This is a genomic window from Mesorhizobium sp. M0244 (assembly GCF_040321795.1).
Lineage (GTDB): Bacteria > Pseudomonadota > Alphaproteobacteria > Rhizobiales > Rhizobiaceae > Mesorhizobium.
In genome coordinates this window covers 1-11,557 of sequence record NZ_JAMYSE010000015.1, presented here as the reverse complement: position 1 = coordinate 11,557, position 11,557 = coordinate 1, and the positions used below count along the sequence as shown (strand labels likewise).

Below are 11,557 nucleotides of genomic sequence, written 5' to 3'. Positions count from 1 at the left end.
TCCTGTTGCCGCTCAGGCGGCTTTCGCAGTTGCGATATGCGGGTCGAGTTTTCCTGCGGCGTAACGTTTCGCCATCTCGTCCATGGCGATGACCCTGATCTTCGAGGCATTGCCCGCGGTGCCGAAGCGCTCGAAGCGATCACGGCAAAGGTCGCGCAGGGCGTCCATGGCGGGTTTCAGGAATTTTCGCGGATCGAATTCGCGCGGGTCCTCCGTCGCGACGCGGCGGAACTGCCCGGCCATGGCCATGCGGCAATCGGTGTCGATGTTGACCTTGCGCACGCCGTAACGAATGCCGCGCTCGATCTCCTCGACCGGAACGCCAAAGGTCTGAGGCATCGCGCCGCCATATTTGTTGATGATGTCCTGCAGTTCCTGCGGCACGGAGGAAGAGCCATGCATGACCAGATGCGTGTTGGGCAGCTTTTCGTGGATCGCCTCGATCACCTGCATGGCCAGAATGCCGCCGTCGGGCTTGCGGCTGAATTTGTAGGCGCCGTGCGAGGTGCCGCAGGCGATCGCCAGCGCGTCGACCTGGGTGGTGGTCACGAAGTCGACCGCCTGATCGGGATCGGTCAAAAGCTGGTCGTGGGAAAGCGCGCCTTCGGCGCCGTGCCCGTCCTCGGCCTCGCCCTGGCCGGTTTCCAGCGAGCCGAGCACGCCGAGCTCGCCTTCGACGGAAGCGCCGACCCAATGCGCCATGCGTGCGACACGTTCGGTGACGGCGACGTTGTAATCGTAGCTTGCTGGCGTCTTGGCGTCTGCCATCAGCGACCCGTCCATCATCACCGAGGTGAAGCCGTGGCGGATCGCCGAAAGGCAGGTGGCTTCGTTGTTGCCGTGATCCTGATGGATGCATAGCGGAATGGCCGGATGGATTTCGGTCAACGCCTCCATCATCTTCGCCAGCATGATGTCGTTGGCATAGGAGCGGGCGCCGCGCGAGGCCTGGATGATGACCGGGGCGTCGCAGGCCTTGGCCGCCTCCATGATGGCGAGGCCCTGTTCCATGTTGTTGATGTTGAATGCCGGCACGCCGTAGCCGTGCTCGGCGGCATGATCGAGAAGCTGGCGAAGGGTGATGCGGGCCATTGTCGGGTCCTCCTAGATGATGAGCTTCAGCGCCGCTGCCGCGACGGCTTCGGGCGTGATGTCGAAATGCCGGTAGAGATCCGGGGCAGGGGCGCTGGCGCCGAAACCGGCCATACCGACGAAAGCGCCGGTGTCGCCGATCCAGCGGTCCCAGCCGAGCCGCGCCGCGGCTTCGACGGCAATGCGTGGCGCCGAGCCGAGGACCGCCTTGCGGGTACCGGCATCCTGTTCCTCGAAAAGCTCCCAGCACGGCATCGAGACGACCGCGGCGGCGATGCCGTGCTCGGTTTCCAGCCGTTCGGCGGCGGCAACAGCGATTTCGACCTCCGAGCCGGTGGCGATCAGCGTTACGGCGCGGTGCTCGGCTGGCTCGCGCAGGATGTAGGCGCCCTGGCTCGACCGGTTCTCGTCGCGGTGTGTCTGGCGCAGCATCGGCAGGTTCTGGCGCGAGAGCACCAGCACGCTCGGCCGGCTCTCGCTCTTCAGCGCCAATTCCCAGCACTCCGCCGTTTCGATGATGTCGGCCGGACGGAAGACGTTGAGGTTTGGCGTCGCCCGCAGCATCGCCAGATGCTCGACCGGCTGGTGGGTCGGGCCGTCCTCGCCGAGACCGATGGAATCATGCGTCATCACATAGATGACGCGCTGGCCCATGAGCGCCGAGAGCCGCATCGCGCCGCGCGCATAGTCGGCGAAGCACAGGAACGTGCCGCCGTAAGGCACGAAGCCGCCATGCAGCGCGATGCCGTTCATGGCCGCCGCCATGCCGTGCTCACGGATGCCGTAGTGAATGTAGCGGCCGGTATATTCATCCGGTGCTATGCGCGCCATGCCCCTGGTGATCGTCAGGTTCGAATGCGTCAGATCGGCGGAGCCGCCGACGGTCAGGTCGGTTGCGGCGTTGATTGCGGCGAGCGCCATTTCGGAGGCTTTTCGCGTTGCAACCTTGGTCGCCTTCTCGACATGCTCCTTGCGGAAAGCGCCGAGCGCTTCGAAGACCGCGTCGGGCAGTCTGCCGGCGACCGCGCTCTCGAAGGCCTGGCGCCCTGGCGAAGCGGCAAGCCGCTGCTCCCAGTCGCGGCGCGCCGCTTGGCCGCGGCCGGCAATCTCGCGCCAGGCAAAAAGGATGTCGTCCGGCACCTCGAACGGCGCGTAGGCCCAGCCGACGTTTTCGCGCGTCGCTGCGATCTCCGCATCGCCCAGCGGCGCGCCATGCGTCTTTTCCGAGCCGCCCAGATTGGGCGCTCCCTTGCCGATCACCGTGCGGCAGGCGATCAGAGACGGCTGGTGCGATTGCTGCGCCGCTTCGATTGCCGCTCCAACGGCTTCTGTGTCGTGGCCGTCCACCGATTGGACATGCCATCCAGCGGCTTTGAACCGTGCCGGCTGGTCCATCGACGTCGACAGCGAAGTCGGTCCGTCGATCGAGATCGCATTGTCGTCCCAGAAGACGATCAGCCGGGAGAGCTTCAGGTGACCGGCAAGGTCGATCGCCTCGTGGCTGATGCCTTCCTGCAGGCAGCCGTCGCCGGCGATCACGTAGGTGAAATGGTCGACGAGATCGGCGCCGTGGCGGGCAGCAAGCATGCGCTCCGCCAGCGCCATGCCGACGGCGGTCGAAATGCCTTGTCCAAGCGGACCAGTCGTCGTCTCGATGCCAAGGGCATGGCCATATTCCGGATGTCCGGCGGTGCGGCTGCCCAGTTGGCGAAACCGCTGCAGTTCCTCGATCGGCATGTCTTCGTAGCCGAGCAGGTAATGCAGCGCATATTGCAGCATCGAGCCGTGCCCGGCCGAAAGCACGAAGCGGTCGCGATCGGGCCAGTCCGGCATCGTCGGGTCGATGTTGATAAAGCGGCTGAACAGCACCGTCGCGACGTCGGCCATGCCCATCGGCATGCCCGGATGACCGGAATTGGCCTTTTGGACGCTGTCCATCGCCAGTGCGCGAATGGCGTTCGCCATCTCGCGCTCCGAGACGGCGGCGACAGGCTTCAGGGCTGCTGCTTGGCTGTTCATGGCGTCCTCCTCACGACACGCGATTCTTGCGTTCGATCAATTGCAGGATGAGCGGCGTCAGGATCAGCTGCATGGCAAGGTCGAGCTTGTTGCCTGGCACCACGATGGAATTCGGCCGCGACATAAACGAGTCGTGGATCATCGAAAGCAGGTAGGGGAAATCGATGCCGCGGGGATTGGCGAAGCGGATGACCAGCATCGATTCGTCGGGCGTCGGAATCCAGCGCGCGATGAATGGATTGGACGTGTCGACGATCGGCACGCGCTGGAAGTTGATGGCGGTCTGCGAAAACTGCGGGACGATGTAGCGGACATAGTCCGGCATGCGGCGCAGGATCACGTCCATCACCGCCTCGGTGGAATAGCCGCGCGTTGCGCGGTCGCGATGGATCTTCTGGATCCATTCGAGATTTATGACCGGCACGACGCCGATCTTGAGGTCCGCGTGCCTGGCCAGGTTGATCTTGTCGGTGACGACGCAGCCATGCAGGCCCTCGTAGAAGAGCAAGTCGCTGGGAGGAAATTCGCGCCATTCGGTAAAATTGCCCGGCGGCGTGCCGTACTGCTTTTCCTCGTCCTCGTCATGGATGTAGGTGCGGGTTCTTCCCGTTCCCCGGCGGCCATATTCGTCAAACACCTCTTCCAGGATTCCGAGTTCATTGGCTTCGGCATGGAAGTGAGTGAAGTTGGGATTGCCCGCCTTCTCTTCGTCGGCCACCTTCGCCTTCATCGCGGCGCGGTCGTAGCGATGGAAAGCGTCGCCTTCGATGAAGGCGGCCTCGATGTTCTCACGCCGGAAGATCAACTCGAAGATGCGCTTGACCGAGGTGGTGCCTGCGCCCGACGACCCGGTGATGGTGATGATGGGGTGCTTTGCCGACATGGTGTTCAGGCCCTGAAAAGGCCGCGGCGGCTGAACAGCGGCGCGCGCTCGCCGATGGCGCTCGGCTCGGTGTGATAGCGGGTGATGCGCGCCACTTCCCGCGCCGATCCGAAAACCATCGGCACGCGCTGGTGCAGGCTCTCGGGTTGGATTTCGAGGATGCGGGTGATCGTATCGGTGGCGGCACCGGCCGCCTGTTCGATGAGATAAGCGATCGGGTTGGCTTCATAGACGAGGCGAAGTCGCCCCTGCCTGTAGCCCTTGCGCTTGTCGCCTGGATACAGGAATACGCCGCCGCGCATCAATATGCGGTAGCAGTCAGCGACCAGGGAGGCGATCCAGCGCATGTTGAAGTCCTTCTCGCGTGGGCCTTCGGTGCCTTCGAGGCAGTCGTCGATATAGAGCCGCACCGCCTCGTCCCAATGCCGGTAGTTGGCGGCGTTGATGGCGAACTCCTCGGTGCGCTGCGGGATGATCCGGCTCTCGTAGGCCTGGACGAATGTGCCGAGCCTGGTCGAGAGAACGAAGACATGCGTGCCGCTGCCGAGCGACAGAACGAGCGCCAGCTGCGGGCCGTAGATGAAGAAACCGGCGCCCAGCTGGTTCACCCCTGCCTGCAAAAAAGAGGCGGCCGGATTCCCATCCGGCGTGCCAATCGCGGGGAGGAGCGAGAAGATCGTTCCGATCGACACGTTGGTGTCGATGTTGGATGAGCCGTCGAGCGGGTCGATGGCGATGGCAACAGGCGCTTGCTTGTCGAGCAGCACCGGCTGCTCCAGTTCTTCGGAAGCGTAGAGCGCGACCGGAGCGTGGCGCATGGCGTCGAGGAAGATGTCGTCAGCGAAGATATCGAGATCCTTCTGAACATCGCCGTCAGCATTGGCGCCACGGGTTCCGGCAAAGGCGGTGCCGAGTACCCCTTGATTGATGGTATTGCGGATCGTGGTGGCCGCCTGCGTCAGCCGACGGACGGTCATTACGACCGCGGCGCGCAGTTCGTCCGGCTCGCCGAGATAGGAGTTCAGAAAAGCGTCGAGCGTTGCCGCTGGCATCGTAACCTCCCCATCCAGCCGCCTCTCCTCGGATCGGCCGGATTGGGAAATGAAAACAAATCGTGCTGGATAAGTAAAATTCAATAACTTTACTTTGGCAGTAAAAAAATTTTAGTATTGCCATATGAGAAACCTCACGCTCAAGCAATTCAAGACCGTTCAGGCAATCATCAGCCACGGAAGAATCGTCAGCGCAGCCAAGGCGTTAGGCCTGTCTCCTCCAGCGGTGACGATCCAGTTGCGGCAGGTGGAGGAGGAGTTCCAGCTGGCCTTGTTCGACCGGACGTCGGACGGCATGCGTCCCACTGCCGCGGGTCTGGCCTTCGTCGAGACGGCACAGGCCATCGAAGAGCGGCTTCGTCTGCTCGAAGACAAGATGGATGCGATCAAGGGCGTGCGCATCGGCAGCTTGCGGCTCGGCGTCGTTTCCACCGCCAAATATTTCGCGCCGCGGCTGATGGCCGGCTTCATGAAGGAGCATCCCGACATCGACATGCGGCTTGCCATCGGCAACCGCGCCGAAACGATCGACAGTCTGAAGAACCACGACATCGATATCGCACTGATGGGACGCCCGGCGAAGGAAGTCCCGGTGCGAGCTTCGGTTTTCGGCGATCACCCGCTGGTCATCATCGCGCCGCCAGACCACCCGCTTGCGTCGGCACGCGAGATATCCAAGGAACGGATCGCCGAGGAACATTTCCTCATTCGCGAGCCCGGCTCCGGCACGCGCATCTCGCTGGAAATATTCCTGAGCGACGTGCCCGGCCGCATCGACGATCTCGGCGTCGAGATGGGTTCGAACGAGACGATCAAGCAGGCGGTGATGGCCGGGCTCGGCATCGCCTTCATCTCTGCCCACACCATCGCTGCCGAAACCGAAGCCGGCCGGCTGGTTATCCTCGATGTTGTCGGCATGCCGATCCGGCGGCAATGGTTTTCGGTGATGCGCAGCGATCACGCGATCTCGCCGGCCATGGCGACATTCCACGATTTCCTGATGCGCAAGGGCGCGATGTATCTGCCCCTGTTCGGCAAACTCTATCCGCACACCGGAGCGGGATGACGTTGGACGGGCGAAATTCAACCTGAACGACCGACATACCGAAGGCCAAAGATCGTCGTGATAGGTGCGAAGGGAGTGGAGAACGCCCTGCGATCATTGGCGTTAGATTAGCGGCATGTTATGTTGCGGCGCGAAAGAGCGGGGGCCACGTCCTTTCACACCCGTAAGCGATCTGTATGTGCGACCCCTGCAAATTGGTCGGTATCACGGAAACCTCCCGGGCATGGGGTTCGGGATTCGATGGGGACAAGGGGTAATGCTTTACACGCTCGTTATGATGGTCTGCCTGACGGATGTGCCGCAGACCTGTGAACAACGCGAACAGATGGTGGACGGCCTGGCGATGAATCCCGGGACCGCCTTCATGCAGGCGCAGCCGCTGGTAGCCCAGTGGATCGAGATGCATCCCGGTTATTTCGTGCAGCGCTGGCGCGTGCTGCCCGGCCAGGGATCGTGAGATCCGCCGCGAAGACCGAATGAGAGCTTATTTCTTCGCGGCGAGCGCGTCCGAGACAGTCTTGGACAATTGATAGAGCCGCTGCTCGATGATCGTCGGCACATCGCAGACGTAAGTCAGCGACTGTACGCGTTCAGTGAAAATTCGCGTTGCGAATTTCAGCTGTTCGCTTCGCCGTTCGATCTCGTCGGGATCTGCATCCGGCTTTGCTCGCAACGCATCGACGTCGGACGCTTCCTTGCGCAACGCGGCGGCCATTTCGAGCTGCTTGTGGGCGTAACGGGAAATGCCGGAGATCACGTGCGAACGCTCGGCGTCCATGTGATCGAACATGCCTTGCACCAGCATCGCCATTTTCGGTGCAAGCTGCTCGGCCGGCAGCGAGGCGGCGAAAACCTTGATCTTCTTTTGGGCTTCGGCAATCGGCATCCGCCGGGCTGCCACCTCCTCGACCAGGGCGGAGACGGCGGGGTCCTTCGACAAGTCCTTTGCCGCTGGCGGAAGCTCCGGCCCGTTCCAGATCTGGCCGAGCGAGAGTTGCGGCACCTTGCGCTGTATGCAAGGCCAGTCCGGATCGGTGTTCGCCGCCATGGCGTTCACGCCCGGCGCGAGCATGGCAACCACAGCCAGGCTGCGAACAAGGCTCATTCGTGCCATCAGGCATTTCCTCCCGTGTCCTGTTTGCGGGTCATCAGGCCGCGCGAAGGGTCGTAGGCAATGATGGCCCCGGCAAAAAACAGCAGCGTGCAGCCGGCAACCACGCCCAACGACAGCCAGTCAACCTGGCCGTAGAAGGCGAAGCGGATCAGTTCGACGGCATAGGTGAACGGATTGGCGAGGCAGATCTTGTAAAGCAGCGGACTCGCCTCCTGGATGCGCCACAAGGGATAGAGGGCCGGAGAAGCGAAATAGCCGGGAAAGATGACGAAGTTCATGATGCCGGCGAAGTTTTCGAGTTGCTTGATCATCGAAGACAAAAGCATGCCGAGCGCGCACAGCATCATGCCCGACAGGAACAGCGCCGGCAGTACCGTGAGATAGCCGAGCGGCGGCGCCTTGACGCCCCAAAACCAGGCAACGATCAGAAACGCGTAAACCTGCGCGATCGACACGGCGACACCGGCGAGCATCTTCGACATCAGTAAGAACCAACGCGGGAAGGGGCTGACCAGCAGGGTGCGCATGTTGCCCATTTCGCGGTCATAGACCATCGACAGCGAAGACTGCATGCCCGAAAACAACAGGATCATGCCGCACAGGCCCGGCGTGATGTAGACCTCATAGAGCACGTAGGTCTTGTAGGGCGGGATGATCGATACACCGAGCACCTGCCGGAATCCGGCTGCAAAAATGAACAGCCAGACAAGCGGCCGAACCAGCGAGGATATGAAGCGCTCGCGCTGGTGCAGGAAGCGCAGGCACTCCCGCAGGACGATCCCTTTGAGGCAAATGAGATAGTGGCGGAGGCCAAATTGTTCGAACTTCACCGGCGTGAGGGCGGCGACTTTTCCGGGCATTGCGGGAGCGCTCATGACGATATCTCCGCCATGTCGGCGGGTCCGATGCGGTTGAGCTTCGAAAAGGCATCGCGGATCGAATTGGCGCTCGTGGCCATGACGACGTCGGCGACCTTGCCCTTGGCAACCAGGTCGCCCTGCCGCAGCACGACGACATGGTCGCCGTCTTCAACCTCATCGATCAGATGCGTCGCCCACAGCACGCCAATGCCCTCGGTTTCGACGAGCTTGCGGATGGTGGCGAGAATGCCCGCACGCGACTGGATGTCGAGACCGACCGTCGCCTCGTCGAGCAGCAGCAGGGAAGGGCGGTGGAGCAGCGCCCTCGCGATCTCGATGCGCCGAATCTGGCCGCCGGAAAGACTGCGTGCCTTGTCATGCTGACGTCCCTGCATGTTGACTGTATCGAGCAGCGCGGCAATGCGCTGCCGGGCTTCGTGTCCGCCAATGCCATGCAGCGAGGCGTGGTAGGAGAGGTTCTGGTGGACGCTGAGGTCGAGGTCGAGCGTGCGTGCCTGGAACACGATGCCGACACGCCTGAGCGCTTCGCCGGAAGCGCGGCTGACATCATGGCCGAAGATGCGGATCGATCCGCGGCGGGTGTCGTAAAGATGGCTGATCAGCGAGAACAAAGTTGTCTTGCCGGCGCCGTTGAGGCCGAGCAGAACGGTGAAAGTTCCCGGCGCGATCGAGAACGAGACGTCGTCGAGCGCCCGCTTCGGGCCATAGGAATGGCTGACGCCGGCAACATCGAGCGCCGCCACCTCGTCTCCAGGGCCGCTTGTCCTCACATGCTGCATGCCGCTGACTCCTTCGGGGCGTGCTGGTTATCTAGTGCACTTGCAGCAACCACGCGGCAAACATTCATCATGTCGGCCTCCCTGATAATCACTGCGGTCTATTGGGGCGATATGGCCACGCCCCAAGGCTGCTGGCCCACCGTGACCGATTGAACCGGCTCGTCGGTCGCCGTGTCGATGAAGGTGATGTCGTTGGAATTGCCGTTGGTGGTGATCAGCGTCTTCTGATCGGGGGTGAAGTCGAGATGCCAGACGCGCTGGCCGACGAGGATGTATTTTTCCACCTCGTAGGTTTCGGTGTCGATCACGGCGACATGGTTCGCCGGGCCGAGCGCGACATAGGCTTTCTTGCCGTCGGCGCTGATGGCGATGCCGACCGGCTGGATGGTTTCGGGCCGCAATCCCGCAATCGCGAACTGGATCTTCTTCACCACCTCGCGTTTGGAACTGTCGATGACGCTGACGGTGCCGCCGATCTCGGCACTGACCCAGATCTGTGATCCGTCGGGCTTGAATTGCGCAAACCGCGGACGCGTGTCGACCAGCACATTGTCGGTCACCTCATGGCTGTCGGTGTCGATGAAATGCGCCATGCTGGTGGTTTCGGAGGTGTTGACCATGGTTTTGCCGTCGGGACTGACGGCCATGCCTTCAGGCTCCACGCCAACGGGAATCTCGGTCATGACTTGCTTGCGCTCGATGTCGATCGCGGTGACGAGATTGTCGTCCTCGTTGGCGACGTAGAGCGTCTTGCCGTCGGGCGAAAGCACGAACAATTCAGGATCTGGGCCGGAAGGCAGCGTGCCGACGATCTGCAGCGTCGCGGTATCGATGATTTCGATCGTATCGTCATCGCTGGCGCACAAATAGATGAACTTGCCGTCATGCGAGATGGTGATGCCGCGCGGCCTCTGGCCGACTTCGACGGTCTTCACCACTTGCATCGTCGCCGTGTCGACCACGGTTATCGTATTGTCTTTCTCGTTGGAGACATAGACCGTGTAGGCCGACGCCGGATTGGCCATGAAGCCGATTGCGAGAATGGCGAGTGCGCAAGCTCGTCTCTGCACGAAAATTCCTCCCGATTGGTTCTACTTAAGCACGCATTTCGTTTCCGGCTGATCGACGCCGAGCGTATCGAGCTCGGAGATCTGGTGGAGATAACCCTCCTGTGGCGATGTCGAGACGACCGATTTGGTATCGCCGAGCAGGATGGGCTGGCGAAGCTGATGGTTCCATTTGCGGAAGGTCAGCTTCTGTCCCTTGAAGGCGGCGACCGAGAAATCGTCCGAACGGATGTAGTCGCTGATCTTCTTCGGATCGTCGCCATTGGTCCGCGTGCTGGCTTCGCCCACGGCCCGCACCGCCGTCCAGGCCGACATGTCCTTGGACAGCATTCGCCGGCCGGTCGTCCTCAGGAAACGGCTCTGCATCTGGATGCCGCCCCATTGCTCGCTCGCGGGATGCCAGGACGATGCGACAAGCCCGGCCGTGCCGGCGACCAGCCGCGGTGTCCAGGTGCGGTAGGGCACGTAGGTTCCGAACACCTCGCTCTCATCGGCGACAAGCACCACGTCATGCTCCGGCAGATCCTGCGTGAACACGGAGATCTGCTGCTGTATCTGAGTGGCACCGGTGTCGGTGCGGCGCGCCGTGCCGGTGTCCTTGAATTCCTTCTCGGCGACGATCTGACCGCCGAAGCGGGCCGCCGCGCGGCGCAACGCGTCCGCATAGAGATGATCCTGCTCATGCGAACCGTAGAGCAGCACCCAATTCGGCCATTTCTTTACCACGAGATACTGCGCCAGCGCGTCGGCAAGCATGCTTCGCGTCGGCGCGACATGGAAAATATTTATGCGGCAGTCTTCCTCGCGCAGGCTGTCGTCGGTGGCACCGACGTTGAAGACCAGCACGCCCTTGTCGCGGGCGATGTCGGCGATCGACAGCAATTGCCTCGCCGAGAGGTCCGCGACCACATAGCGGTCACCTTTGGCAATTAGATCGTTGAACGCCTGGACCGCGTCGCCGTCCGGCTTGATCTCGGTTATGTCGAGGCTGAATTTCTGGCTGAGGAACTTTCCTGTCGTATTGTTGTCGCCGATCGCCACATTGGCGCCGGCGACACCCTCGTCGCGTGGCGGCAGGTCCAGCAGGGAAAGCGCCAGTTGCGGCGCGTAGGCCCGCAAATAACCTATCTTGATTTCGGTCATCTTTTTTTCCGGCCTGTCCGTTGCAGCCGGTTGCTTGCCCGTCACTTCCTGGGCCATCACGTCCGGAACGTTGGCGGTCTGGGAAAAAAAGCACAAAAAGGCCGCGAGAGTGCCTGGCACCGCGCTCGTCATCGATAAAACTGCCCGTTCTTGCACTAAAGTCCGATTGTTCCCGGACCAGCGCGAATTCAAGGTGCCCACGATGAGCTTAGCGGACCCACAAAATTTATCAAACCCCTGCAAGTGGACTTACGTGTCTGCTTTAGTCCTATGCCTTTTCGCGGGGGGATACGACGGTGACTGAGCGGATCGCGGTCTTCGATTTCGAGATCATCCGCAGCAATGTCGGAAGTGAAACTTTGTCGATTGCCTTGGGAGGATTGCCTGATGAAAACCCGCGCCGCAGTCGCTGTCGCCGCCGGAAAGCCGCTGCAGATCATGGAGGTCGACCTCGACGGTCC

At 61.9% G+C, this 11,557-nt stretch carries 11 protein-coding genes; 2 read left to right on the top strand and 9 right to left on the bottom strand.

Annotated elements, in window-relative coordinates; translation table 11 throughout:
• Nucleotides 1-12: 12 nt before the first annotated feature.
• From fba to NKJ08_RS12765, 4 genes are read right to left on the bottom strand one after another with little or no spacing between them, the layout of a single operon-like run.
• A complete protein-coding gene (fba, locus tag NKJ08_RS12780) occupies nt 13-1,092 on the bottom strand; it encodes a class II fructose-bisphosphate aldolase (RefSeq protein ID WP_352531207.1) in 1,080 nt (359 codons plus the stop codon).
• A gap of 12 nt (nt 1,093-1,104) precedes the next feature.
• A complete protein-coding gene (gene tkt / locus NKJ08_RS12775; RefSeq protein WP_352781923.1) occupies nt 1,105-3,111 on the bottom strand; it encodes a transketolase in 2,007 nt (668 codons plus the stop codon).
• Between the two features lie 10 nt (nt 3,112-3,121).
• A complete protein-coding gene (locus tag NKJ08_RS12770; protein ID WP_352781922.1) occupies nt 3,122-3,994 on the bottom strand; it encodes a phosphoribulokinase in 873 nt (290 codons plus the stop codon).
• Nucleotides 3,995-3,999: 5 nt separating this feature from the next.
• Nucleotides 4,000-5,046, bottom strand: coding sequence for a class 1 fructose-bisphosphatase (locus NKJ08_RS12765; RefSeq protein ID WP_352781921.1), 1,047 nt, complete (start codon nt 5,044-5,046; stop codon nt 4,000-4,002).
• A gap of 124 nt (nt 5,047-5,170) precedes the next feature.
• Here NKJ08_RS12765 and NKJ08_RS12760 point away from each other — a divergent pair, with 124 nt between their 5' ends.
• Complete coding sequence (locus tag NKJ08_RS12760) at nt 5,171-6,112, top strand: LysR family transcriptional regulator (protein WP_352781920.1); 942 nt, start codon at nt 5,171-5,173, stop codon at nt 6,110-6,112.
• 256 nt (nt 6,113-6,368) lie between these two features.
• A complete protein-coding gene (locus NKJ08_RS12755; protein WP_352531217.1) occupies nt 6,369-6,569 on the top strand; it encodes a hypothetical protein in 201 nt (66 codons plus the stop codon).
• A gap of 27 nt (nt 6,570-6,596) precedes the next feature.
• Here the strand turns inward: NKJ08_RS12755 and NKJ08_RS12750 are convergent, their stop codons facing one another.
• From NKJ08_RS12750 to NKJ08_RS12730, 5 genes are all read right to left on the bottom strand, one after another.
• The gene (locus tag NKJ08_RS12750) at nt 6,597-7,226 is read right to left on the bottom strand and encodes a hypothetical protein (protein ID WP_352531219.1); all 630 of its coding nucleotides are present in this window, start codon (nt 7,224-7,226) and stop codon (nt 6,597-6,599) included.
• Nucleotides 7,226-8,086: a lanthanide ABC transporter permease protein PedC gene (locus tag NKJ08_RS12745; protein ID WP_352531231.1), complete on the bottom strand. Its 861-nt coding sequence runs from the start codon at nt 8,084-8,086 to the stop codon at nt 7,226-7,228. The genes NKJ08_RS12750 and NKJ08_RS12745 overlap by 1 nt, the downstream gene beginning before the upstream one ends.
• A gap of 11 nt (nt 8,087-8,097) precedes the next feature.
• Nucleotides 8,098-8,886, bottom strand: a complete 789-nt coding sequence (locus NKJ08_RS12740; protein ID WP_352531221.1) for a lanthanide ABC transporter ATP-binding protein PedB/LutE — start codon at nt 8,884-8,886, stop codon at nt 8,098-8,100.
• Between the two features lie 98 nt (nt 8,887-8,984).
• Nucleotides 8,985-9,956 (bottom strand): YVTN family beta-propeller repeat protein, encoded by a 972-nt coding sequence (locus NKJ08_RS12735; protein WP_352779663.1) that lies wholly within the window; start codon nt 9,954-9,956, stop codon nt 8,985-8,987.
• 21 nt (nt 9,957-9,977) lie between these two features.
• Nucleotides 9,978-11,096: a lanthanide ABC transporter ABC transporter substrate-binding protein PedA1 gene (locus NKJ08_RS12730; protein WP_352781919.1), complete on the bottom strand. Its 1,119-nt coding sequence runs from the start codon at nt 11,094-11,096 to the stop codon at nt 9,978-9,980.
• Nucleotides 11,097-11,557 lie beyond the last annotated feature (461 nt).

Coding starts and splice junctions, on each gene's coding strand:
- NKJ08_RS12745 (WP_352531231.1), bottom strand. CDS start 8,086: ATGCCCGGAAAAGTCGCCGCCCTCACGCCGGTGAAGTTCGAACAATTT.
- NKJ08_RS12740 (WP_352531221.1), bottom strand. CDS start 8,886: ATGCAGCATGTGAGGACAAGCGGCCCTGGAGACGAGGTGGCGGCGCTC.
- NKJ08_RS12750 (WP_352531219.1), bottom strand. CDS start 7,226: ATGGCACGAATGAGCCTTGTTCGCAGCCTGGCTGTGGTTGCCATGCTC.
- NKJ08_RS12765 (WP_352781921.1), bottom strand. CDS start 5,046: ATGCCAGCGGCAACGCTCGACGCTTTTCTGAACTCCTATCTCGGCGAG.
- fba (WP_352531207.1), bottom strand. CDS start 1,092: ATGGCCCGCATCACCCTTCGCCAGCTTCTCGATCATGCCGCCGAGCAC.
- NKJ08_RS12755 (WP_352531217.1), top strand. CDS start 6,369: ATGCTTTACACGCTCGTTATGATGGTCTGCCTGACGGATGTGCCGCAG.
- NKJ08_RS12770 (WP_352781922.1), bottom strand. CDS start 3,994: ATGTCGGCAAAGCACCCCATCATCACCATCACCGGGTCGTCGGGCGCA.
- NKJ08_RS12730 (WP_352781919.1), bottom strand. CDS start 11,096: ATGACCGAAATCAAGATAGGTTATTTGCGGGCCTACGCGCCGCAACTG.
- NKJ08_RS12760 (WP_352781920.1), top strand. CDS start 5,171: ATGAGAAACCTCACGCTCAAGCAATTCAAGACCGTTCAGGCAATCATC.
- tkt (WP_352781923.1), bottom strand. CDS start 3,111: ATGAACAGCCAAGCAGCAGCCCTGAAGCCTGTCGCCGCCGTCTCGGAG.